Origin of the sequence: Rhodopila sp. (assembly GCF_965276935.1) — a bacterium.
Taxonomy (GTDB): Bacteria; Pseudomonadota; Alphaproteobacteria; order Acetobacterales; family Acetobacteraceae; genus Rhodopila.
Genome location: NZ_CBDIBS010000004.1, coordinates 742,754 through 765,360, shown reverse-complemented (window position 1 = coordinate 765,360; position 22,607 = coordinate 742,754). Strand labels below are relative to the sequence as shown.

The 22,607-nt window shown below is 64.4% G+C and carries 19 protein-coding genes; 8 read left to right on the top strand and 11 right to left on the bottom strand.

All coding sequences use genetic code 11. The features are described 5' to 3' along the window. Positions 1-124: 124 nt before the first annotated feature. Positions 125-535: a hypothetical protein gene (locus ACQY4S_RS19835; RefSeq protein ID WP_428486937.1), complete on the top strand. Its 411-nt coding sequence runs from the start codon at positions 125-127 to the stop codon at positions 533-535. 306 nt (positions 536-841) lie between these two features. On the opposite strand, the gene ACQY4S_RS19830 is transcribed toward ACQY4S_RS19835, so the two are convergent. The 6 genes from ACQY4S_RS19830 to ACQY4S_RS19805 are packed head-to-tail and all read right to left on the bottom strand — an operon-like array spanning position 842 to position 5,762. Beyond that, positions 842-1,312, bottom strand: coding sequence for an MmcB family DNA repair protein (locus ACQY4S_RS19830; protein WP_428486936.1), 471 nt, complete (start codon positions 1,310-1,312; stop codon positions 842-844). Positions 1,313-1,339: 27 nt separating this feature from the next. After that, positions 1,340-1,630 carry a 4a-hydroxytetrahydrobiopterin dehydratase gene (locus ACQY4S_RS19825; protein WP_428486935.1) on the bottom strand — a complete coding sequence of 97 codons (291 nt, stop codon included), beginning with the start codon at positions 1,628-1,630 and terminating at the stop codon, positions 1,340-1,342. Position 1,631: 1 nt separating this feature from the next. After that, positions 1,632-2,771 carry an NAD(P)H-dependent flavin oxidoreductase gene (locus ACQY4S_RS19820; protein WP_428486934.1) on the bottom strand — a complete coding sequence of 380 codons (1,140 nt, stop codon included), beginning with the start codon at positions 2,769-2,771 and terminating at the stop codon, positions 1,632-1,634. Further along, positions 2,771-4,189 (bottom strand): M20 family metallopeptidase, encoded by a 1,419-nt coding sequence (locus ACQY4S_RS19815; RefSeq protein ID WP_428486933.1) that lies wholly within the window; start codon positions 4,187-4,189, stop codon positions 2,771-2,773. Before ACQY4S_RS19815 ends, ACQY4S_RS19820 begins: the two co-directional genes overlap by 1 nt. Further along, positions 4,189-4,761, bottom strand: coding sequence for a DNA-3-methyladenine glycosylase I (locus ACQY4S_RS19810; protein WP_428486932.1), 573 nt, complete (start codon positions 4,759-4,761; stop codon positions 4,189-4,191). Before ACQY4S_RS19810 ends, ACQY4S_RS19815 begins: the two co-directional genes overlap by 1 nt. Further along, the gene (locus ACQY4S_RS19805) at positions 4,758-5,762 is read right to left on the bottom strand and encodes an acyl-CoA dehydrogenase family protein (RefSeq protein WP_428486931.1); all 1,005 of its coding nucleotides are present in this window, start codon (positions 5,760-5,762) and stop codon (positions 4,758-4,760) included. Before ACQY4S_RS19805 ends, ACQY4S_RS19810 begins: the two co-directional genes overlap by 4 nt. Before the next feature lie 583 nt (positions 5,763-6,345). Between ACQY4S_RS19805 and ACQY4S_RS19800 the strand changes: the two genes are divergently transcribed. After that, a complete protein-coding gene (locus ACQY4S_RS19800) occupies positions 6,346-9,804 on the top strand; it encodes a class I SAM-dependent DNA methyltransferase (RefSeq protein WP_428486930.1) in 3,459 nt (1,152 codons plus the stop codon). A gap of 201 nt (positions 9,805-10,005) precedes the next feature. Here the strand turns inward: ACQY4S_RS19800 and radC are convergent, their stop codons facing one another. The 3 genes from radC to ACQY4S_RS19785 all read right to left on the bottom strand — a co-directional run bounded on the left by radC (position 10,006) and on the right by ACQY4S_RS19785 (position 13,170). Beyond that, positions 10,006-10,734 (bottom strand): RadC family protein, encoded by a 729-nt coding sequence (gene radC / locus ACQY4S_RS19795; protein WP_428486929.1) that lies wholly within the window; start codon positions 10,732-10,734, stop codon positions 10,006-10,008. A gap of 79 nt (positions 10,735-10,813) precedes the next feature. Further along, positions 10,814-11,620, bottom strand: coding sequence for a type I methionyl aminopeptidase (map, locus tag ACQY4S_RS19790; RefSeq protein ID WP_428486928.1), 807 nt, complete (start codon positions 11,618-11,620; stop codon positions 10,814-10,816). Positions 11,621-11,949: 329 nt separating this feature from the next. Then, complete coding sequence (locus ACQY4S_RS19785) at positions 11,950-13,170, bottom strand: D-alanyl-D-alanine carboxypeptidase family protein (protein WP_428486927.1); 1,221 nt, start codon at positions 13,168-13,170, stop codon at positions 11,950-11,952. Positions 13,171-13,480: 310 nt separating this feature from the next. Here ACQY4S_RS19785 and ACQY4S_RS19780 point away from each other — a divergent pair, with 310 nt between their 5' ends. The 3 genes from ACQY4S_RS19780 (at position 13,481) to clpA (ending at position 17,279) form a co-directional block, all read left to right on the top strand. Further along, positions 13,481-13,993 (top strand): phasin family protein, encoded by a 513-nt coding sequence (locus ACQY4S_RS19780; protein ID WP_428486926.1) that lies wholly within the window; start codon positions 13,481-13,483, stop codon positions 13,991-13,993. A 485-nt stretch (positions 13,994-14,478) separates the two neighbouring features. Then, a complete protein-coding gene (gene clpS / locus ACQY4S_RS19775; protein WP_428486925.1) occupies positions 14,479-14,814 on the top strand; it encodes an ATP-dependent Clp protease adapter ClpS in 336 nt (111 codons plus the stop codon). 113 nt (positions 14,815-14,927) lie between these two features. Continuing rightward, positions 14,928-17,279, top strand: coding sequence for an ATP-dependent Clp protease ATP-binding subunit ClpA (clpA, locus tag ACQY4S_RS19770; protein WP_428486924.1), 2,352 nt, complete (start codon positions 14,928-14,930; stop codon positions 17,277-17,279). Positions 17,280-17,341: 62 nt separating this feature from the next. On the opposite strand, the gene ACQY4S_RS19765 is transcribed toward clpA, so the two are convergent. Next, positions 17,342-18,328 carry an NADPH:quinone reductase gene (locus ACQY4S_RS19765; protein ID WP_428486923.1) on the bottom strand — a complete coding sequence of 329 codons (987 nt, stop codon included), beginning with the start codon at positions 18,326-18,328 and terminating at the stop codon, positions 17,342-17,344. Between the two features lie 137 nt (positions 18,329-18,465). Between ACQY4S_RS19765 and ACQY4S_RS19760 the strand changes: the two genes are divergently transcribed. The 3 genes from ACQY4S_RS19760 to ACQY4S_RS19750 all read left to right on the top strand — a co-directional run bounded on the left by ACQY4S_RS19760 (position 18,466) and on the right by ACQY4S_RS19750 (position 21,248). Further along, the gene (locus ACQY4S_RS19760) at positions 18,466-19,416 is read left to right on the top strand and encodes a GGDEF domain-containing protein (RefSeq protein WP_428486922.1); all 951 of its coding nucleotides are present in this window, start codon (positions 18,466-18,468) and stop codon (positions 19,414-19,416) included. A gap of 81 nt (positions 19,417-19,497) precedes the next feature. Beyond that, complete coding sequence (locus ACQY4S_RS19755; RefSeq protein ID WP_428486921.1) at positions 19,498-20,571, top strand: Ppx/GppA phosphatase family protein; 1,074 nt, start codon at positions 19,498-19,500, stop codon at positions 20,569-20,571. After that, positions 20,568-21,248 carry an RlmE family RNA methyltransferase gene (locus tag ACQY4S_RS19750; RefSeq protein ID WP_428486920.1) on the top strand — a complete coding sequence of 227 codons (681 nt, stop codon included), beginning with the start codon at positions 20,568-20,570 and terminating at the stop codon, positions 21,246-21,248. Before ACQY4S_RS19755 ends, ACQY4S_RS19750 begins: the two co-directional genes overlap by 4 nt. 55 nt (positions 21,249-21,303) lie before the next feature. On the opposite strand, the gene ACQY4S_RS19745 is transcribed toward ACQY4S_RS19750, so the two are convergent. Continuing rightward, positions 21,304-22,521: an ABC transporter substrate-binding protein gene (locus ACQY4S_RS19745; protein WP_428486919.1), complete on the bottom strand. Its 1,218-nt coding sequence runs from the start codon at positions 22,519-22,521 to the stop codon at positions 21,304-21,306. Positions 22,522-22,607: the final 86 nt, after the last annotated feature.

Sequence of the window (22,607 nt, the reverse complement as noted above, 5' to 3'; positions counted from 1 at the left end):
GTCCATCGCGGTTGGTCCCCGCCTGGTCCGCTGGAAGGCTTGCTCCACGCTGGCGTCGGTCGCATAGACAGGATGGTTGAAACGGGCGGAGACGACAATGAACTCGTTGGCAAGAATATTGTTGATGGCAACCTGTCTTGGGGCTCTGGCGTTTGCCACGGGCGCACGCGCGCAGGACAGCAACATCAGGTTCGAGTCCGGATTGTTGCCAAAGAAGCCCAAGCCCGGCCTGCCGGACGTCAAGCCGCAGCCGCAGGCCTGGCCACGCCTGGACCCAGGGGCTGTGCTGTGTCAGAGCGAGACCGACCTCGACCGCCTGACCGCGCGCCGCCATGGCGAGGATGTCACCGGACCGGTTGACTGCCAGGTGGTGCGCGATCCGACAGCCATCACCATCCTGCAGCGCAAGGGACCGGGCAAGACCGAAGTCAGGATGACCAATGCGCAGACCGGCGGGTCGGGCTGGACCGATGTCTGGCTGCCGGACAAGGCACCGGTGGGGGCGCCAGTGGGGGCAAGATCCGCGGCGCGGTGACGGTTGGGGTGAAGCCGACCGGCGCCGAGACAGCCTGTGAACATCGAACATTCGGTGCCGCCGCCACGGTCATGCTTGGCCTGACCAAGGCACGCGTGCAGGAGGGTAGGTTGTTGTATCCCAACGACTTTGGCCGGCACGGATAGGCAGGTCACATCCTCCTTCGCGCGTTCGGTTGCCTGGCCATGACGACGATAAGGCCGTGCCGACCCGTCGATCCTTCTGTCCGTTGATAAAGATTCCGTCCGCCACGCTGTCGCCGCCGACTATTGCGCTCAGCCTCTGTTGGGGCTCGTCGTCGGGTCTTCAATCATCGTTCAGCGCCATCATCAGATCTGATACCCCCATCGGATCCTCCCGCGCCGCCAGCCGCCCCGCCGCCAGCCAGGCGAACCGCTCCATCAGCGCCTTGCGCCGAGAGGATGGCAGCCGCACGCACAGCGGCTCGTGCAGCAGGTCGGCGTCGCGGTCGGCGCAGACGATCAGGCCGGTTTCGGCCGGCAGGATTTCGCGCGGAAAATCGCTGTCCACAGCGAAAAAGAACTGGTCGCAGAACGGCTGGTATTCGGTCCATTTTTCATCAGCCAGGTAATCGCGCAGGCCGGACTTCACCTCGATGCAGATAAAGCCGCCGCCGGGCTGCAGCGCCAGGATGTCGGCACGCCGGCCGTTGGCCAGCCGGACTTCATGCAGCGGCGCCCAGCCCAGCCGCAGGCACAGCCGGGACGCGGCGCGGCGGATGCGGCTGGTGCGTTCAAGAAAGCTGACCGCATCCATGCCGATGCCATCCATCCCGTCGGGCCGTCAAAACATCAGCGCGTCGATCGCTTGCGCCAGCCGGACATCATTGTCCGAAAGACCGGCTACGTCGTGCGTCGTCAGTTCGATACGCACGGTGTTCCAGACATTCGACCAGTCCGGGTGGTGATCGAGCTTTTCCGCCAGCAGGGCAACCCGTGTCATGAAGCCCCACGCGGCGCTGAAATCGGCGAACTTGAATTCCCGCCGGATCGCGTCCTTGTCGAGCGCCGGCGTCCATTGCGGCACGGTCGTGCCCAAGGTCGCGCGCTCCGCGTCGGTCAGTTTCTTCGCCATCTCAGTCTCCTGTTTCGGATAATGTCCGCATGTCGTCCAGCGCCTCGGCGAACTCGGTCATAAAGCCGGCAACCACCTGGCGGCAGCTTGGAATGCTGTCCACCAGCCCGACTCCCTGGCCAACGAAGTAGCTGACCAGCGCCACCGCGTCGGCGTTCCCTGCCTCCGCCGCGCGGTTCACCCGTGCCATCGCCGGCTCGCTGATCAGCCCTTGCAGCGGCATCGGCAGCGGGCGGGGACTGTCCGGCGCCTCCCAGGCGTCGGTCCAGGCGGAGCGCAACTGGCGCGCCGGCTTGCCGGTGCGGCCGCGCGACCGGACAGTGTCGCGGGATCGGGCGGCAACCATCTTGTCGCGAAATACCGGGGAAGTTTCCGCCTCCGTCGTCGCCAGCCAGACCGAGCCGGTCCACACGCCGGCCGCCCCCATTGCCATGCAGGCCGCCATCTGCCGCCCGGTCATGATGCCGCCGGCCGCCAGCACCGGCACCTTGCCCTGCGCCGCGCGCAGCACCTCCGGCACCAGCACGAGCGTCGACACCTCCCCGCAGTGGCCGCCGGCCTCGCCGCCCTGGGCAATCAGAATGTCGACGCCCGCGGCGACTTGGCGCACCGCATGTTCGCGCGCGCCGACCAGCGCGGCGCAGGGAATGCCGAAGCGGCGGGCGCGTTCCAGCATGCTGCTTGGTGGTACGCCGAGCGCGTTGGCGATCAGCCGGATTGGGTGGCGGAAGGCGACATCCATCAGCCGGTCAGCCGTCTCTGTCTGATAGGGCGGCGGACGGTTCGGGTCCTCCCGCGCCTGGGCACCCTGGGTGGGATCGACGTCGTGGCGGCGCAGCAGGTCGTGCACGAAGGCGCGGTGGGTATCAGGGATGCGGGCGACCAGATCAGCCAGGGTGGCGCCGGGATCGGTGCGTACCAACAGGTTCTCCGGCACCAGCAGATCGACGCCGTAAGGCCGCCCATCCACATGTGCGTCGATCCAGCCGAGTTCCGTCTCGAGCTGCTCCGGCGCATACCCCGCCGCCCCAAATACTCCGAACCCGCCGGCCTTGCTGACCGCCGCCACAACGTCGCGGCAATGGCTGAACGCCAGCAGCGGGAAGTCCACCCCGAGCATGCGGCAGAGCGGTGTCCGCATCAGGCCGACATCTTGATCGGCGGATCGAGGTCGGCCGGCAGCGGACAGACATATGGGGTGCGGCCGATCCGCGCCTGATGGTCCGCCTTGGCGCGCGCCATCAAGGTCTCGTCGCGCAGCGCGTCCAGCGCAGTGCCGGCCATGACCTTCGCCACATGCACCAAACCCTTGTGCGCGGCCGGCATCTTGCCCTGCGCCGTCAACTGCCAGGAGTGGCCCGGCGTGCCGATCGCATAGGTTGCACCACGCGCCTGCACCGTCGGCACCACCCAGCTTACGTCGCCGACGTCGGTCGAGCCGATGCCACCCGCCGCCATCGCATCCGCGGGGATGATCAGGTCGCACAGCGGCGCATTCGGCCGCACCGGCACCCCGGCCCGCCGATACGATGCCTCGATGTCCTCGTCCGACAGCGTCGCCTGGAATTCGGCGGCGGCGCGGCGGTCGGCTTCGTCAAACGGCGGCGGCCCGAGGCGGTCGAGGTTGTCCTGCATCGCGCGCTCCAGCGGCGTGTTGGCCAGCAGGTTAGACACCGCGCTGACCACCTGGCTTGTGACCTTGGTTTCCGTCATCAGCGCCGCGCCGTCGGCGATCTTGCGGACCCGCTCGACCAGCTTGGACAGCTCCGGCAGGGTCGCGGCGCGGACCAAGTAGCGCACCTTGGCGAAAGCCTGTACCACGTTCGGCGCCACACCGCCGGCATCCAGAATGGCGGAATGCACTCGTGCGTCGGACGGCATGTGCTCACGCATGTAGTTGACGCCGACGCTCATCAGCTCCACCGCGTCCAGCGCGCTGCGCCCCAGGTGCGGCGACGCCGCGGCGTGCGAGGCTCGCCCCTGGAAGGAAAAATCAATGCGCGTATTCGCTAGCGAGTTCGCCGGATTGACACCGGAGAACGACGACGGGTGCCAGGAGATGGCAATGTCTACATCGCTGAACGCGCCGGCGCGGGCCATGAAGCCCTTGGCCGCGCCACCTTCCTCGGCCGGACAGCCATAGTAGCGGACACGCCCCCGTATGCCATTGGCGTCCAAATAGTCCTTCACCGCCGTGGCGGCCAGCATCGAGGCTGATCCTAACAAATTATGCCCGCAGCCATGGCCGAAGCCGGGTCCTGGCAACGGCTTCTGCTGTGCGACCCCGGCTTCCTGCGATAAGCCGGGCAGCGCGTCATATTCGCCCAGAATGGCGATCACCGGGCCATCTTCGCCGGCCTCTCCCATCACCGCGGTCGGGATGCCGGCAACCTCGCGGGTGACGCGGAAGCCCTTGGCCTCCAACATGGCGGTGTGTTCGGCGCATGACCGAACTTCCGCGTAGCAGAGTTCCGGCATTTCCCAGACGCGGTCGGACAGGGCGATGAAGTCGTCCTGGTTAGTGTCGACCAGGCGCCAGATTTCCTCGGTGTTCTGCATCAGGGTTCCTCCTGCGTGTAACGAAAGCAGCTTGTCAGATGATCGTCCACCATGCCGGACGCCTGCATGAAGGCATAGCATATGGTGGAGCCGACAAAACGGAAGCCGTCTTTGCGCAGTGCCTTGCTCATACGGTCGGACAGCGGCGTGGTCGCCGGCACCTGGGCGCGGCCACTGGGCCGGTTGCGGATCGGCTGGTGACCCACGAAAGACCAGAGATATCGGTCCAGGCTGCCATGATCGTCGATTGCCCCGCGCGCCGCGTGGGCGTTGGCGCGGACGGAGAAGATCTTCAGCCGGTTGCGGATCAGCGGCGAACAGGTCAACAGGCTTTCCAGTTCCGCATCGGTCATCGCGGCAACGCGGGAAATGTTGAAGCCGTGGTACGCCGCCCGGTAGGCATCCCGCCGGTGCAGCACCATGCGCCAGGAAAGTCCGGCCTGGGCGCCTTCCAGGGTGAGCAGTTCGAACAGTGCCTGGTCGCCGTGCTGCGGCACCCCCCACTCGCTGTCGTGATAGGCTTGCATCTTCGCGTCCGAGATCTCGGCCCAGGGGCAACGGGACAGGTTCATTCCGCGCGGCTGGCGGTATGAAGAGCGGCCTCACCCAAGTAGGTCTGGCGTGCCATCCGAGGACCACGGGCGACGGAAAGGGTCGCCTCCAGGTCGGCGATCATGTCGATCAACGCGTCGCGGTGGAGGCCCGTCGACAGGGTCCGTAGCCGATGCACAATATCCGTCGCCAGGACGCGCAGCCCCACCAGCGTGGCGTTGCCGGTCCGGAAGCGTCCGGCATCCAATGCTGCGACCATGGGTTCGGCGGCCGCCGCGAACACCGCCGTCAGCGCGACGATGGCGCCCAGGTCCGCCGCCTGGTCCGGTAACGTTGCGCCGGAGAACAGGCTTATGGAATGGCGGAGCGCGCCCAGGGTGCCGAAGCTGCCGACCGCGTCCTCGATGTCGCGGAACGGCAGCGCCATGCGGCCGTAGGCCGAACCGGCCTCCCCCAGCATCGCGGCGGCAGGCACCGGGCAGTTGTCCAAGGTCAACAGGCAGTGCTGTGATGGACGCAGGGCGTGCAAGCCGGGCATTTCGCCGATGCCAAGACCCGGTGTGTCACGCGGCACGATGAAGGCGCTGTACTGCTTGCGGCCCGCCACTTCCGATGTGATGGCGAAGACGATGATCCCGTCGGCCGAGGGGCCATTGCTGACCCACGCCTTCCGCCCGGTGATGCGGAAGCCGGTGTCCGTCCTGTCCGCGCGGGTAGTCAGCCGCTTCGGATGCGCGCCGACGTCGGGTTCGGAGATGCCGACAGCCAGGCCGCGGGCGGCCCATTCCGCCCTTTGCGCGGCTGTGCCGAAACCAAGGAAGTGGCGGAAGACAAGATGTCGGCCGCTCCAGACGCTGCCGATGCCGAGCAGTCCGGTTCGCTCGACCAGGACAGCTTTTAGGCGCGCGATCGTTGCATAGTCGGGCACCGGGTCCAGCAGGCCGGCTTTCCGCATTCCGGGGAGCGGGTCGATGGCAGCGTCGGGACAAAGCCTCAGCCAACTATCAATGCGATCCATCATGCAGGTATTTTGGCACGGCCCGCCGATGCGTGACAGAGAGCCGCTCTTGCATGCGGACGCTATATTTTACTGGCACCTACCGGGCAACAACGGCGACATGGCGTCCAAGCTCAATCGCCTTACGGATCGCTTATTCACTTTATTGAGGCAGCGGGTGCGGCCGGGGCTACCACAATGGAACCAAGCTGAAAGATGACCTGGCGCGGTACTGGGGGCGGCGGTTGTCGACCAAGATAGTTGCCATCGCCACGCCGGCGCCAATGAGAGCCGCGGCAGCAAGCACCGTGGAGACGAGGAACTTGCCGCCTCCCACGCCATACCCGACCGCATTTTCTCAATGTTCAAAGCCATCTGGTCCATCCTGCGCTGGTGATCTTCGCGCTGTTCCTCGTCGGATATGAGCATCCTAGTCCTTTTAGGCACCCAGCGCGATAAGGTCGCGCTTCTCCGGCACCTTGCAGTACGACAGGTTTCTGGAAATCACGTCACGATACGAGGCGTAGGTTCAACCTTACAACCGCGTTGCCCGCGCGGCGCCTGTCCTCTATGCTCCTGTAATGATTCTCCTGGCTCATCACGCCACATGACCAGCGACTCCGCACCGGTCGACCGCTTCATCGCTCGCTGGCAAGGCCAGGAAGGCGGCCAGGAGCGTGCCAACTATGCCCTGTTCCTGACCGAGTTATGCGACGTGCTTGGCGTACGCCGCCCGGAACCGGCGGCCGCGAACACCGAGGACAACGACTACGTGTTCGAGCGCGCGGTCAAGCGACAGGCTACCGACGGCACCCAGGGCCTCGGCCGCATCGACCTTTACAAGCGCAACTGCTTCGTTCTGGAAGCCAAGCAGTCACGGCAGGCGGGCGGGGCGAAGGAACTCGCGGTCCAGTATCTGCCGGGCCTGGAGCCGCCGAAGCGCGGCGTGCGCGATGCCAGCCGGACCTGGGACGTGCTGATGCTGAACGCCCGCCGCCAGGCCGAGGGCTATGCGCGGGCGCTGCCGACCGACCACGGCTGGCCGCCGTTCATCCTGGTCTGCGACGTCGGCCACGTGATCGAGACCTATGCCGACTTCTCCGGCCAGGGCAAGAACTACGCGCAGTTCCCCGACCGCCAGTCCTTCCGCATCTACCTGGAGGACCTGCGCCGGCCGGAGATCCGCGACCGGCTGGCACGCATCTGGACCGAGCCGATGCACCTGGACCCGGCGCGGGAGACGGCGCGCGTCACGCGCGGGATCGCCGAGCGGCTGGCTTCGGTGTCGAAGGCGCTGGAAGAGCAGAAGCACGACCCGGAGGCGGTGGCGATGTTCCTGATGCGCTGCCTGTTCACCATGTTCGCCTGCTCACCGGGGATCGAGCTGCTGCCGGAGCACGGGTTTCGCGATCTGCTGCAACGCTGCGAGGCGGACCCGTCGCGCTTCGTCCACCTGGTCGGGCAGTTGTGGGAGGCGATGGACACCGGCGCCTTCGCCTTCGCATTGGAAGCCAAGGTACGCCGCTTCAACGGCGAGTTCTTCCGCACCCGCACCGTCCTGCCGCTGGGCCGCGAGGAAATCGGCGAATTGCGTCGCGCCGCGTCGTTCGACTGGAAGGAAGTCGATCCCTCGATCTTCGGCACCCTGCTGGAACAGGCGCTCGACAAGGCCGAGCGCCGGCGGCTCGGCGCGCACTACACGCCGCGGGCGTATGTGGAGCGGCTGGTCGTCGCCACGGTGATCGAGCCGCTGCGCGAAGATTGGGAGCAGGCGCTGTCCACGGCGGAGCGGCAGAAGTCGGCCGGGCGAGCGAAGGAAGCGGTGGCGACGGTGCGGGCGTTCCACGACACGCTGTGCCGGACCCGCATCCTGGACCCGGCCTGCGGCACCGGGAACTTCCTGTACGTCTCGCTGGAGTTGCTGAAGCGGCTGGAGGGCGAGGTGCTGGAGGCGCTGGCGTCGCTGGGCGGGCAGGAGGCGCTGACCGGGCTGGCGGGGCACACAGTCGACCCGCACCAGTTCCTGGGGCTGGAGATCAACCCTCGGGCGGCGGCGATCGCCGAGCTGGTGCTGTGGATCGGGTATTTGCAGTGGCACTTCCGGATCAAGGGTGGGATGCCGGGGGAGCCAATCCTGCATGCGTTCCATAATATCCAAGGCCGGTTCGACGCGGTGCTGGCGGCGGACGTGAGTCTGGCTCGCGATGCGCACGGTGTGCCGCTGACGAGGCGCGGGCGCGATGGGTCGGTGACGGAGGTTTACCACCACACCAACCCGCACAAGCCGGATTGGCCGGCGGCGGAGTTCATTGTCGGCAACCCGCCGTTTATCGGCGGCAAGGACATTCGCGCGCGCCTGGGCGACGAATGGACGGAGGCGCTTTGGGCCGCCCATCCAGACATGAACGAGTCGGCCGATTTCGTGATGTACTGGTGGAATCATGCTGCCGGCCTGCTGGCCCGCAAGGGCACCGTGTTGCGCCGATTTGGCTTGGTGACGACTAATTCCATCACTCAGGTGTTCCAGCGCCGCGTCATGGAGCGGCACCTGCTTGCCAAGGCGCCGATTTCGTTGGTGATGGCCGTTCCGGACCATCCTTGGACCAAGGCAACACGAGACGCGGCGGCGGTGCGTATCGCCATGACGGTTGTTGAGGCTGGACCGCGGGAAGGGGTGCTGCGGGAGGTCGTGCGCGAAGCTGGACTGGATACGGATGCGCCAGTGATCGAGTTCAGGGAGTTTCGCGGGGTAGTTAATTCGGACCTTACGGTCGGCGTGAATGTATCTGAAAGTTTGCCACTGCTGGCGAACGAAGGTTTGTCCTCTCGCGGCATGTCTCTTCACGGTGCTGGCTTTATCGTCACGCCAGATGTCGCTGCACACCTAGGGCTTGGCCGACGTCCAGGACTGGAAGAGCACATTCGCAACTACCGCAACGGCCGTGACCTGACTGCTCGGCCGCGCGGGGTCATGGTAATCGACCTATTCGGCTTGGGCATTGAAGACGTCCGGCGCAACTTTCCGGAAGTTTATCAGCACGTCGCCGCAACTGTGAAGCCGGAACGTGATCTTAATAACCGTGAGACCTACAGGCAGAATTGGTGGGTCTTCGGTGAACCTCGCCGGGAACTGCGGCCTGCGTTGGATCGGCTGCCACGATATACAGCCACAGTTGAAACCGCGAAATATCGTGTTTTTCAGTTCCTCGAAGCATCAATTTGTCCAGACAACAAACTTATTGCTATCGGAAGTGACGACGCTTGCCTGTTGGGCATACTATCTTCGAGAAGTCATACGACATGGGCTACACGCGCCGGGAGTTGGCTTGGAATAGGCAATGATCCTGTTTACGTAAAAACCCGTTGCTTCGATCCCTTTCCCTTTCCCGCTCCCGACGACCTCCAGAAACACCGCATTCGGGTCGTTGCCGAAAACCTTGACGCCCACCGCAAGCGCGTGCTGGCCGAGCACCCGCACCTCACGCTGACCGGCCTCTACAACGTGCTGGAAAAGCTCCGCGCCGGCACCGCGCCCAGTGCCCTCGCTCCCGACGACCGCCGCATCTTCGACGATGGCCTGGTGCTGATCCTGAAGGAATACCACGACGAACTGGATGCCGCCGTTGCCGTCGCCTATGGCTGGGCCGCCGACCTGAGCGACAACGACATCCTGGCCCGTCTGGTCGCGCTCAACCAGGAACGGGTGCGGGAGGAAGCCGCCGGCCACGTCCGCTGGCTTCGCCCCGACTACCAAATTCCTCGCTTCGGCAGTTCAAAAGAAAAACTCAGCCTGACCGGCGGGGCGATGAACCAGGCCGCCGAGGCTGCCGTCAGCGGCCCGAAACCAGCCTTTCCGACCAGCGAACTGGAACAGACCGCCGCCGTGCTGTCGGCCCTCGCCTCGGCCACCGCGCCGCTCAGCGCCACCGACCTCGCCGTCCGCTTCCGCCAGGGCCGCAGAATCCTGCCGCAGATCGAGGCCGTGCTGGCCGCGCTTGTTCGCGTCGGTGGGCTTGTCTACAGCCCCGACGGCGGCCGCGGCTTCCTGCCGCGCCGAGCCGCCTAATGACTGGACGCCGGCCCTAACGCCGGTCATGTCGCTCGTCAGCGAGGATGTCCGGATCATTAACGCGCTGGACGCTCTTCTAAGCCGCGCTTGGCGGTGATCGTGGTGGCCAATCCCAAACGACCCGCGGGCGCCGCATGCCGCCCCGAGCCGACACCTCTATCGCCCGAATCCTGATGGACGTGAAGCCTACGCCGCCCTTCACAGCAGCTTGGCCTCACGGAAGCTGACACACTTCGAACGGCCGACAATGATGTGGTCATGTACGGCGATCCCCATCGTCGCCAGCGCGCGCTGGATGTCGGCGGTCATCGTTACGTCCTCCCGCGATGGCGTGGGCTCGCCGCTGGGATGGTTATGCGCCAGGATCACCGCGTTGGCGTGCAGCTCCAGGCAGCGTCGCACCACCTCCCGCGGATACGCCGGCGTGTGGTTGATTGAGCCGCGGCTTTGCACCTCGTCGGCGATCAGCCGGTTGCGCGTGTCGAGGAACAGCACGCGGAACTGCTCGATCCGTTCATGCACCATGCTGGCCGACAGGTATGCGATCAGCCGGTCCCAGCTCGCCAGCACGGGTGTCGCCGCGGCCTCTTGCCGCAACAGGCGCAGCGCCGCGCCTTGCACCAGCTTCAATGCCGCCGCTCCGGCCTCCCCCAGTCCCTCAACCGTTGCCAGTTCCGGCACCGGCGCACCGATGACCGCGCCAAAGTCCCCGAACTTCGCCAGCAGGGCTTTGCCGATCGGCTTGGTGTCACGTCGAGGCAGCGCCAGGAACAGCACCATCTCCAGCATCTCGTGATCCGCCAACGAGTCCGGGCCGGTCTTCAGCAGCCGCTGCCGCATGCGCATGCGGTGACCGTCGGCGCCGATGGCGTTGTCGTCGATTGCGTCACTGGGCAGCAGGCCGGGCAGGGCAGCCTCGTCCGCCATACAATTCGATCTCGGGCGTTTCGTCATGCACACTCGCGGCAACAGGTCGCCGCCGAAGCTATGCCGAAATGATTGCTAATCAGCTAACGGCGAAGGGCGGCTTGTCCAGGCCGGCCGGGGACAGCGTGAAAATCTCGCAGCCGCTGTCGGTCACGCCGATCATGTGCTCGAACTGCGCGGACAGGCTGCGATCCCGGGTGACGGCGGTCCAGCCATCATCAAGGACCTTCACCTCCGGCCGGCCGGCGTTCACCATCGGCTCGATGGTGAAGAACATGCCGGCGCGCAGGATGGGACCGTCGCCGGGCCGGCCGAAATGCAGCACGTTGGGCGGCTCGTGGAAGCGGCGGCCAATGCCGTGGCCGCAGAAATCACGCACCACGCTGAAGCGGTGGCCTTCAACAAAGGTCTGAATGGCGTGGCCGACATCGCCGAGTGTCGCACCCGGTTTGACCGCCCGCAGGCCGCGCAGCAGGGACTCGTAGGTCACCTCGATCAGGTTGCGGGCCCGGGTATTCGGCACCCCGGCGGCATACATGCGTGAAGAGTCGCCGTGCCAGCCATCCAGGATCACCGTGATATCGATATTCAGGATGTCGCCGTTCTCCAACTTGCGGTCACTGGGAATACCGTGGCAGACGACATGGTTGATCGACGTGCAGATCGACTTGGGATAGCCGCGGTAATTCAACGGCGCCGGAGTCGCGCCATGCTGCAAGATGAAGTCATGGCAAAGCTGGTCCAGGATGCCGGTTGACACGCCAGGCTTCACATGCGGCACGATCATGTCCAGAGTCTCGGCCGCAAGACGGCCGGCAGCGCGCATACCGGCGAAATCCTCCGGCGTGTGAATGGTAATGCGCCTTGAGTCTGTCCCGCCGTCCATCGTCCTGCTCCGCCCTGAACCCTTTTTCGGCTTCAATCCCGCTGTAACATGCGCAACCGGCTTCCGCGGCGCAAGGTCAACGTGCTTTCGTGGCCGGTGTTTCGCGGCATCTTTGGACAGACCCCATCGACAGGCACATCGACTTTCTAAAAGGCGACCTCGCCCGGCGGAATGCGATGTAACGGCGCGGCGTGCGCAGGATCGGTTGACGCATTGCCGAGCGAACGGCTCGCAGGGCCTGACCAATTGCCACCGTGTTCGCCCGTCTTGCCGACCTTCATCCGCATGACTAATGCGCGGCGGAGGATCGAGACTTTCGCTACCTGGTACTACCGGCTGGCCAGAACGTGCGTATCGGGCCGGATCACCATGCACTGACCGCGGCGATGGCTCAGGCTGGCGCAGGCTTCCTGAGCCTCGGTGCTGCGCAGTCCGGCGATCTGTGCGCGCCACACGGTTCTGCGACGCACGGCCGCGGGTTCCACCCTGATATCGCCGTCCTCCACCGTCCGCCTGGCGGCAATGGCCGCCGCGCGGGCCGCCTGTTCAGTTGTATAGCTGCCAACCTGGATGGCCCAGTTCGACGCGGCGATCCGCAGGCGCATACCAGCAAGCGGCCGTGGCAGTTCCGCGGCGTGTGCGGAGGAGATCAGCATGATCCGGGGGACGAGCGGCACAGGCTTGTGGGCGATCGGCACATCCATTTGCTCAAAGCCATGGTCGAGCAGCGAGGCCATGTGGATGTCGCGTTCGCCGTTAGAGGCCGCGCCCAGCACGACGCCCACCAGCCGTACGCCGCCGCGAACGGCGCTGGTGACCAGATTATGGCCGGATGCCTCGGTGTAGCCGGTCTTCAATCCGTCGGCGCCGGGATAAGACCGCAGCATCATGTCGTGGTTGAAGATAATCTGCCGGTGCCAGGCGAAGCTCGGCGTGGAGAAGTATCCATAATAGGCGGGGAAATCCGTTATCAGGTGCCGGCTGAGGACCGCCAGGTCGCGCGCCGTTGTCCACTGTTCGGGGTCCGGCAGGCCGGACGCGTTCTGGAAAGTGGTATGGGTCATGCCCAACGACCGGGCACGGAGCGTCATCATCTGGGCGAACCGATCTTCACTGCCGCCAAGCAGTTCGCCCAGCGCCGCGGCGGCGTCGTTCGCCGATTTCGTCACCAAGCCCAGGATCGCCTGTTGGACCGTCAGCCTGGAGCCGGGGAGAATGCCCAGCTTGGTCGGCTCCATTGATGCGGCATGACCCGACACGGGAACGGCTTGATCAAGCGTGATCCGGCGGTCGCGCATAGCTTCAAACGTCAGATACAGGGTCATCATCTTGGTCAGGCTGGCGGGATGCCGCGGCTGATCCGCATTCACGTCCTCCAGCACGTCGCCCGAGGCGGCGTCCACGATGATCGAACTGTAGCGCGCCGACCCAATCTGGGCGTGCGCCGGCCGGACGAGGAAAATGGATAGGAGAGCGGCAGCCGACAAAGCCCAGGAGAGCAACCGCCAGTTCGGCAATTTTCTGAGACTTTGCAACGAAAAGCCAGCCATTCACATCCCTTTCCGTGCGATGCCGAGACTTTATGTTTCCCCAACGTCAAATGTCCAGACGAAAATCCGGAAAAAACGCAAAATGTGAGGACGTTACGTGACGAACCTAACGTGGCGCCGATTAAGCCGAAATAGCAACGGTCCGAGGCAGGCCAAAATGGGGCCGAGAAATTTTGTGCACTGCACAAAAACCGCTTGCCATCGGCAAATCGCACTTCTATATCAATTTTGTGTTGCAGTGCAGCGAAAGCTCCGCCTGCCGCAGGGATTTCCGGCGTGACGTGCTCGCGCCTTCAAAGGAGAGACTGACATGAAAACAAAGCTGACCGAAATCGCCCCGCCGATGGAAGCCGCCTCGGCCACCTCCGAGAAAGCCATCGATGCCACGGTGTCTAACCTGAAGGAAGGCGTGGCCAAGGCGACCGCGGGGTTTGAAACAACCCAGGCCAAAGTCAAGGAAGGAATGGAAAAGGCTATGAAGACAGCAGAAGAAATGGTTACGTTCGGCCAGGGGAATGTCGAAGCGGTGGTGAAGTCCGGTCAGATCTGGACCGCCGGGATGCAGGACCTGTCCAAGCATGTTGCCGCCACGGCACAAAACAGCCTGGCGGAAACCGTCTCCACCTTCAAGGCCTTCACCGCAGTGAAGTCGTTGAAGGACGTGTTCGAACTGCAGGCCGCGTTCGCCCGGTCCGCTTTTGAGAAGACGATGTCGGAGTCTGGCAAGCTAACCGATGCGTCCATGAAATTGACCGAGCAGGCCCTGGCGCCGATCACCGCACGCGTCACGCTGGCGGTTGAGACGTTCGGCAAGGCGGCCTGATTCAACCCGCCAAAGGTCATTCTGCCGCGGCTTCCGGTTCGGCAGGATTGCCAGCGAATTTATCCAGCGACTGAAAAAAGGCCCGGGCAATTGTCCGGGCCTTTGCTGTCTGGCCTACCGCCCCATTTAGACATTAGCAATTTGACAGCCTTCTGACATCGGAAATAGAAAAATCCCATTCTCGTGAGGCCATTGCCCTCTTGCGGCGGCGCCCAGTCAGCGCAATCGTCATCTGACGGCAATGCAAGGCTCTTTCATCACCGCTCGGCCTTCCACTATGTTCGGGCTTGATCAAACAAGCAGGCAGGGATGCCGGCCGGCATGATACGAAGGCGGAAGACTGGATTACCGATGAAGTCCTGCCCGAACGGTTCGGGTAGCGAATGCAAGGACGCAAAGCAGCGGGCGGACCGCGGGCGGGCCTTTCACAGGTCGGCTGGTCATGGATCGGTTGGGCGCGGGACGATGAATTGGGTGCGAATACCATGAGCGACAGCGACAAACGTGGCGGCGGCACGACGGAAGGTCCCAACACCGGGGTCGTGGTCAAGACCCGTCCGAAAACACGCAAGCCGGCGATGTACAAGGTTTTGATGCTGAACGACGATTACACACCGATGGAGTTTGTCGTTCACGTGCTGGAACGGTTCTTTCAGAAGAACCGCGAAGAGGCAACCCGGATCATGCTGCACGTCCATCGCCGGGGTGTCGGGGTATGCGGGGTGTACACATATGAGGTGGCTGAAACAAAAGTGACTCAGGTCATGGACTTGGCACGCCAAAATCAGCATCCTCTGCAATGTACTATTGAGAAGGAATGACGAAGGGGTTCCGGCACCGCCAGACCGGGATTAGTCGTCAGAAGGCCTGAACGGTGGCGCCGTTCGGTGATGATCGGGTCCAGACCGGACCTTAGTGTGTAGGAGCGTCGAATATGCTGTCACGGAACCTCGAACAGACGCTTCACCGCGCCTTGTCGCTCGCCAGTGAGCGGCGACACGAGTATGCAACTCTGGAACATCTTTTGCTGGGCCTCGCGGACGATACCGATGCCGCGACCGTGCTGCGCGCCTGCGGCGTCGACCTCGACAAGCTGCGCAGCGACCTGACGGAATTCCTCGACAAGGATCTTGCCGGCCTCGCGACCGACCGGCCGGGCGATCCGAAACCCACTGCCGGCTTCCAGCGCGTGGTGCAGCGCGCCGCCATCCACGTGCAGTCATCCGGCCGGGATGAGGTCAGCGGCGCCAACGTGCTGGTCGCCCTATTCAGCGAGCGGGAAAGCCACGCCGTCTATTTCCTGCAACTGCAAGACATGACACGACTGGACGCGGTCAACTTTATTAGCCATGGTATCGCCAAGGCGCCCGGACGATCCGCTCAGCGCCCCGTCACCGGCACCAATGCGCAGCAGCCGGAAACTCCGCCGGAGCAGGAGCGCGAGGAAAAGCCCAGCCGTCGCAATCAAGATGCGCTGTCGAACTACTGCGTCAACCTGAACAAGAAGGCGATCGCCGGAAAGATCGACCCGCTGATCGGCCGCGACTCGGAGATCGAACGGACTATCCAGATCCTCTGCCGCCGCACCAAGAACAACCCGTTGTATGTTGGCGATCCCGGCGTCGGCAAGACCGCCATCGCCGAAGGCTTGGCGAAGCGCATCGTCGAGGGCGATGTGCCGGAAGTGCTGGCCAAGTCCACCATCTTCGCGCTGGACATGGGCGCGCTGCTAGCCGGCACCCGCTACCGTGGCGACTTCGAGGAACGCCTGAAGGCGGTGGTGAACGAGCTGGAAAGCCAGCCTGGCGCCATCCTATTTATCGACGAGATCCATACCGTGATTGGCGCGGGTGCCACCAGCGGGGGCGCCATGGATGCCTCTAACCTGCTGAAGCCGGCCCTGGCGTCCGGCACCCTGCGCTGCATCGGCAGCACCACGTACAAGGAGTTCCGCAACTACTTCGAGAAGGACCGCGCCCTGGTCCGCCGCTTTCAGAAGATCGACGTGAATGAACCTTCGCTGGAAGACAGCGTGAAGATCCTGCGTGGCCTTAAGCTTAACTACGAGAAGCACCACAAGGTCCGCTATACGGATGAGGCGATCCGCGCCGCAGTAGAGCTGTCGGCGAAATACATTCACGACCGCAAGCTGCCGGACAAGGCCATCGACGTCATTGATGAAGTCGGCGCTTCCCGAATGCTGCTGCCGGAGCACAAGCGCCGCAAGACCGTCACCTTGAAGGACGTCGAGGAGATCGTCGCCAAGATCGCCCGCATCCCGCCTAAGTCCGTTTCCGCCGACGACAAGGAAACGCTGCGCAATCTGGAACGCGATTTGAAGTCAATGGTGTTTGGTCAGGACAAGGCGATCGAGGCGCTGTCGGCCGCGATCAAGCTGGCCCGCGCCGGACTGCGTGAACCGGAAAAGCCGATTGGCAACTACCTGTTCTCCGGCCCGACCGGCGTCGGCAAGACCGAGGTGGCGCGCCAGTTGGCCGCCACCATGGGCATCGAGTTGATCCGCTTCGACATGTCCGAGTACATGGAGCGGCACAGCGTCTCCCGCCTGATCGGTGCGCCGCCGGGCTATGTCGGCTTCGACCAGGGCGGCATGCTGACCGACGCGATCGATCAGCATCCGCATGCCGTGCTGCTGCTGGATGAGATTGAAAAGGCCCACCCGGACCTGTTCAACATCCTGCTGCAGGTCATGGACCACGGAAAGCTGACCGACCACAACGGCAAAACGGTGGATTTTCGCAACATCATCTTGATCATGACCACGAACGCCGGTGCATCCGACATGGCCAAGGAGGCGATCGGTTTCGGCCGGGAGGTTCGCCAGGGCGAGGATGATGACGCGATCAAGCGGCTGTTCACACCGGAATTCCGCAATCGCCTGGACGCCACGATCACCTTTGCTGGCCTGACGCCGGAGATTGTCGGCCGTGTCGTGGAAAAGTTCGTCATGCAACTGGAAGCCCAGCTTGCGGACCGGAACGTGACGATCGAACTGTCCTCGGCCGCCAAGGAATGGCTGGCGGAACGTGGCTATGATAGGCTGTATGGTGCCCGTCCGTTGGGCCGCGTCATCCAGGAGCACATCAAGAAGCCGTTGGCCGAGGAATTGTTATTTGGCAAGCTGGTCAAGGGCGGCGCGGTGAAGGTGACGCTCAAGGACAACAAGCTAGACTTCGAGATCACTGAGGCATCGGCGCCGGTTTTACCGAAGCCGGAAGGCGATCCCGATGGCGATGCCGACCGGGAGCAGGAGGTGGAGGTCTAGCTGGTTTTTAACCCCTTATTCGGGCATTGCTCGAATAAGGGGCGTAAGGGTGCCGTCGGTCGTTAGCGGGCGCACTCCACGACGACCGTACCAATCTTGCCGCCCGTCTCCACGCAAGCATGAGCGGCGGCTGTCTCACAAAGCGCGAAACGTTCGGCCACTGCGAGGATCCGGTTTGGCGCCTTAATGAAGCTGGCAATGTCGGCTTGCGCCCGCTTACGGTTGGGGTGCGGGCTGGTCGGCAGCACGAAACCCCGCACTGTCAGATTGCGGCCCATGAGCGCGCGCAGGTTGACCGCCGGTTCCAACGCTCCATTGGTGGCGTAGTAGGCAATGCTGCCATTCTCCCGCACCGAGCCAAGCACCGCCGCGAGGTTGCCACCGAGGTCAACGTCGACGACGTGATCCACGCCGGCTCCCCCGGTCATCGCCGCAACCCGTGCCGCCACATCCTCCGAGCGGTAGTTGATGACCCATTCCGCGCCGCCGCGCAGCGCCCGGTCGGCCTTGGCCGCGGAACTGACCGTGGAGATCACCCGCGCACCCGCCCAGGCGGCAAGCTGGACCGCGTAATGACCCACTGCGCCCGCGCCACCGGTGATCAGCAATGTCCGTCCCTGCACGGCGCCGGCGGCAAAGACGCAGCCATGCGCGGTCATGCACGGGATCCCTAAGGTCGCGCCCTCGGCGAACGAGATGTGATCGGGAAGTTCACTCACCAGGTCCACGTCCAGCGCGATGAACTCAGCCGCGGTGCCCATCCAGCGTCCATTGCGCTGACCGTTGTAAAGCCAGACCCGCTTGCCCATCCAGTTGCTGTCCACCGCCTCGCCGACCATGTCGACAACGCCGGCGCCGTCGCTGTTCGGGATAACGCGCGGATACTCAGCCGGAACCGCGCCGCGCCGGCGATAGGTGTCGGCTGGGTTGACCCCCGATGCCTCCAGCCGCACCCGCACCTGACCAGGTCCCGGTTCCGGTGTCGCCAGTTCGCCGGTGACGATGACCTCACCCGCCGGCCCCTGCCGATCGTACCATGCAGCACGCATGAGATGTCTCCTCCTTCGTCATCGCTCACTCTATGGCGGAATGCCAGATGGCGGAATGCTGGAAGACTGCCAATCGCGGCGACAAGCGCACACGACCCATACTACTTCAGGTTGTGATTTCCTGGCGTATACGGTCATTGTCGGGTATTCTCGACACGCTACCGTACAAGAAAGAGGACGATGTGCTGAACAACACGAGCTATGACAGTTCGATCGTTGCGCTTTTGCAGGATGTACGTGACGCATCCGACTTGGAGGGCGTGGCAATCCTGGAGCTGAACCAGGAGAAGGATGGATATTTTGTCTCCGCCAGTGTCGGCGTTGGCGGCTTGGACACCGTTGCTCTCGGCCATGGCTTGCTGGTAGCGAATTCGGCGGGCCCCACCTATACAATGGCGCTGGACAAGCGATCCATCATGGCCTGTCCCTGGGTGCTCCCGCCCGGATCGCCCGGCGGACTGCTGCTTTGGCGAAAACAGTGCGGCTGCCCATGGGCGCAAGCGGATCAAGGCCTGGCGGCGGCGCTGGCGGTTTCGCTACGGACGTTGATCAGCCGCGACACGGGCCAGATCGGCATCGATCGGCAGACCGGCCTGCCAAATCGGCGATGGTTTCTCGATGAGGTGGACCGGCACATCGATCGCCTGGACCTGGATGATCAGGTCGGCACGCTCTGCCTCGTCGACATCGACGATCTCCGGCGGCTTAACGCCCTGCTTGGCCGCCGCGATCATGCCAATCGTCTGCTGGCGCAACTGGGCAACCAGCTTCGCGCCACGATCCGCCCGGGCGACCTCCTGGCACGGGTGGGCGGCGAGGAGTTTGCCGTCTGGCAGAATGGCATGGACCACTTGACGGCCGCCGAACGCGCCGATGCGCTCTGTGCCCATATGCGGTTTCCCGAGCTGCCCCCGGGCCAGACGGTGACCGTCGCGATTGGCATCGCCAGCCGCCGTCTTGGCAGCAGGGAGACTGTGCGCAGCCTGCTCGGCCGGGCGCGCAGGGCGGCGCGAGAGGTCAAGGGCCAGGGTGGCTGGCGCGTATCGCATCCGACAAGCCTTTCCCGGCGATCTGATCCGCCGGCATGAAAAAACTGACAACTCTCAATACCTTTGCATTCAGCCCTTGCCCCTTGGTCCCGCTCGGTTAACAATCTGAATATGTTGCCGGTGCATGCCCCCGCAGTGCTTGACGCCGCCGCGCTGTTAGATTCGGCGCGGCCGGAGCCACCGCGCCGGGCTTTTGGACCGACCTTCGCCGCCCTCGATCTCGGCACCAACAACTGCCGCATGCTGGTTGCTGCGCCGCTTGGCGACGGGTTCCGGGTGCTGGACAGCTTCTCCCGCATCGTCCGCCTGGGAGAGGGGCTGCATGGCACCGGTCGCCTGAGTGTCGCGGCGATGGACCGCGCGATCGCTGCCCTCGACGACTGCGCTGTCCGTCTGCTTCGACGGCCCGTCCGCCAGGTGCGCGCCATCGCCACCGAGGCCTGCCGGCGCGCGACCAATGGCCTGGAGTTTCTGGATCGCGTGAAGCGGGAAACCGGCTTCGACTTCGGCATCATCACCGGCCGGGAGGAAGCCGAACTGGCCCTGGAGTCCTGCGCATCGCTGTTGCCTTGCGATGGGCGGCGTGCCTTGCTGTTCGACATCGGCGGGGGCTCGACCGAGCTGGCCTGGGTGCGGATGACGAACGGCCGACCCGAGCTGATCGGTTTCGACTCGCTGCCCATGGGCGTGGTGACGCTGTCGGAACGTTGGGGTGACGCTGGCTTCTCCCCGGCCGGGTTCGAGGCGATGGTGGACGACATCGTCGACCGTCTCCGCCCGTTCGAGCGGGTGCATTGCATAGGCCGGGAAATTCGCAACGGCGGGGTCCGCCTGCTGGGTACTAGCGGGACCGTAACCACCCTGGCCAGCGTGGTGCTGAACCTGGAGCGGTACCGCCGCCTAGCAGTGGATGGCGTTGAACTTACCAGCCGGGAAGCCTCTGATGCGGTGGCGTCGCTGCATGCGCTGGGGCGAACTGGACTAATGCGGCACCCGTGTGTTGGCCCGGAGCGGGTCGAGTTCGTGCTGCCGGGCTGTGCCGTGTTTGCCGCGATCACCCGGCTATGGCCGGCGCCGCACGTGATCGTCGCCGATCGGGGCCTGCGTGAGGGTGTACTGCTGCGCCTGATGCGGGCCGACAAGCTGCGTCAGGCACGTCATGATGGGCGGCGGTGGGATCCTTGCCGGCTATGACCCGCCCCGTCGTGCCGCCGTCGCGCGGGCTGTCCGTTGCGGTGAAGACGGCGAAAAGCCGCACCGCCGCCTCGCAGCGCTGGCTGGCACGCCAGCTTAATGATCCTTATGTGGCCGCCGCCCGGCAGCAGGGTTGGCGATCGCGTGCGGCGTTCAAGCTGCTGGAACTGGATAACAGGTTCAAGCTGATCCGGCCTGGCGCCCGCGTGCTGGACCTGGGCGCGGCGCCAGGCGGTTGGACCCAGGTAACAGTGAGGCGGGACGCCGGCTCGGTGCTGGCCCTGGACTTGCTGCCGATCGATCCAATCCACGGCGCGGTGATCATGCAGGGCGATTTCACAGATCCCGACATGCCGCGACGCCTGACAGTGGCGCTGGGCGGGCCGGCGGACTTGGTGTTGTCGGACATGGCGCCAAACACCACGGGCCATGCCGCGACAGACCATATCCGGATCGTTGGGCTGGCCGAGATGGCGCTGGATTTCGCCGAACGAATTCTGGCGCCGGGCGGCGGCTTTGTCGCGAAAGTGTTTCAAGGCGGCTCGGAGCGTGGCATGCTCGATACGCTGAAGCGGAATTTTACCAACGTCCGCCATGCCAAGCCGCCGGCCAGTCGCAAGGAATCCAGTGAGCTTTATGTCGTGGCGCTGGGCTTCAAGGGCGGCTCTTCGGACTGAACCAGCAGCCGCTTTGTCCGCACCATTGAACGCGGCAGGATGGCCGCAACCGCCCTCATGTCTTCGGCCAAATCACCTCGTGCGTGGCGATCGACAGCGGATAGACCGGTACGGGCCGGCCGCCGCGCCATTGCACAACGCATAACTTCGCGCCGACGCGGCGGCCCTTCTCATCGTATTTCAGATGGCCGTCAGGAAAGAAAAGGGCGGGACCGTCTGTCATGTCCAAGGCATGTAGCGCGGCGTTGACCTTCCGCCGATCGGCAACGCCGCAGCGCTCCAGCGCCTCCTTCAGGATCAACACGTGGACATAGGCGAAGATCGAGTCATGCCCGAGCCATGGCTCCTTTGTCCTCGCCATGAAACGTTTTTCCAGGTCCACCTGCCGCTTGCCGGGCCAGTTCGCCAGTCCGACCATAATACCTTCAAGATTCTCGGCACCGACAACGTTCAGCAGCTCCGGCACCGCGAAGGCGCCGCCGTTGCCGATCTTCGGCAACCGGTCGCTGCGCAGGTTGAACTCGGCGAACTTGTCCGCCAGCAGTTTGTCGTCGGGCACATTGGTGGTTTGCAGCAGGACGAGGTCCGGCCGCCCAGAGCGGATGTGCTGGATCATTGTCGTGGCGTCCGTTAACGGCGGCGTAAAGACTTCGTCGGCGACGATCGTCATGCCCAGGTCCTTGACGACATGATCGTGGATCGGCTTCATGAAGCTGACCGAGGCCGCAGTGTTGTCGCCGATGATGGCGATCTTCGTCGGCTTCTTGCCAATGGCTTTCTGCGCCAGCTCCGCCACCATCGGCAGTTCCTCCTCCGCCTGCTGAGCGGCGGTGGGCGAGGATTGAAAGACGTGCTGAAACCCCCGCCCGGTGATCAGGTCGGAGTATGACAGCGTCAACCAAGGTAGTTCAGCCCGCTCGGTTACCTCGGTCGCCGCCAAGGTGAAGGTGGACAGCCAGCAACCGAAGCCACCGACCAGGTCAGGCTCCTGCGCGATCATACGTTGCGCCGCGTCCTTGGCCTTTTCGGCACTGTCCTGGGTATCGTACTCAATCAGCTTCAGACGGGCACCGCCCATCGACTTGATGCCGCCGGCATTGTTGACGTCGTCCACCGCCATCCGCGCACCCATCTGCTCCAGGATCCCTTGTCTGGCCCAAGGCCCGGACAACGGCACCAGCATGGCGATCTTGACCTCCGCCGACGCCTGCGCACGGGCCTGGATCACAGGCAGCGCAGTGGCGCCAAGCACAGCGCGACGGGTCAGTTTCATGGGGGTTCTCCGACAGTTGAGGAAGGCCAGGGCGCTGCCCTGGACCCGCAAAGGGGGCGGATGCCCCTTTGATCCCCGTCCAGGGG

What these genes read in the sequence shown, in the direction of transcription:
- ACQY4S_RS19835 (WP_428486937.1), top strand. Translation starts at nt 125, where the DNA reads ATGGCAACCTGTCTTGGGGCTCTGGCGTTTGCCACGGGCGCACGCGCG.
- ACQY4S_RS19830 (WP_428486936.1), bottom strand. Translation starts at nt 1,312, where the DNA reads ATGGATGCGGTCAGCTTTCTTGAACGCACCAGCCGCATCCGCCGCGCC.
- ACQY4S_RS19825 (WP_428486935.1), bottom strand. Translation starts at nt 1,630, where the DNA reads ATGGCGAAGAAACTGACCGACGCGGAGCGCGCGACCTTGGGCACGACC.
- ACQY4S_RS19820 (WP_428486934.1), bottom strand. Translation starts at nt 2,771, where the DNA reads ATGCGGACACCGCTCTGCCGCATGCTCGGGGTGGACTTCCCGCTGCTG.
- ACQY4S_RS19815 (WP_428486933.1), bottom strand. Translation starts at nt 4,189, where the DNA reads ATGCAGAACACCGAGGAAATCTGGCGCCTGGTCGACACTAACCAGGAC.
- ACQY4S_RS19810 (WP_428486932.1), bottom strand. Translation starts at nt 4,761, where the DNA reads ATGAACCTGTCCCGTTGCCCCTGGGCCGAGATCTCGGACGCGAAGATG.
- ACQY4S_RS19805 (WP_428486931.1), bottom strand. Translation starts at nt 5,762, where the DNA reads ATGATGGATCGCATTGATAGTTGGCTGAGGCTTTGTCCCGACGCTGCC.
- ACQY4S_RS19800 (WP_428486930.1), top strand. Translation starts at nt 6,346, where the DNA reads ATGACCAGCGACTCCGCACCGGTCGACCGCTTCATCGCTCGCTGGCAA.
- radC (WP_428486929.1), bottom strand. Translation starts at nt 10,734, where the DNA reads ATGGCGGACGAGGCTGCCCTGCCCGGCCTGCTGCCCAGTGACGCAATC.
- map (WP_428486928.1), bottom strand. Translation starts at nt 11,620, where the DNA reads ATGGACGGCGGGACAGACTCAAGGCGCATTACCATTCACACGCCGGAG.
- ACQY4S_RS19785 (WP_428486927.1), bottom strand. Translation starts at nt 13,170, where the DNA reads ATGGCTGGCTTTTCGTTGCAAAGTCTCAGAAAATTGCCGAACTGGCGG.
- ACQY4S_RS19780 (WP_428486926.1), top strand. Translation starts at nt 13,481, where the DNA reads ATGAAAACAAAGCTGACCGAAATCGCCCCGCCGATGGAAGCCGCCTCG.
- clpS (WP_428486925.1), top strand. Translation starts at nt 14,479, where the DNA reads ATGAGCGACAGCGACAAACGTGGCGGCGGCACGACGGAAGGTCCCAAC.
- clpA (WP_428486924.1), top strand. Translation starts at nt 14,928, where the DNA reads ATGCTGTCACGGAACCTCGAACAGACGCTTCACCGCGCCTTGTCGCTC.
- ACQY4S_RS19765 (WP_428486923.1), bottom strand. Translation starts at nt 18,328, where the DNA reads ATGCGTGCTGCATGGTACGATCGGCAGGGGCCGGCGGGTGAGGTCATC.
- ACQY4S_RS19750 (WP_428486920.1), top strand. Translation starts at nt 20,568, where the DNA reads ATGACCCGCCCCGTCGTGCCGCCGTCGCGCGGGCTGTCCGTTGCGGTG.
- ACQY4S_RS19745 (WP_428486919.1), bottom strand. Translation starts at nt 22,521, where the DNA reads ATGAAACTGACCCGTCGCGCTGTGCTTGGCGCCACTGCGCTGCCTGTG.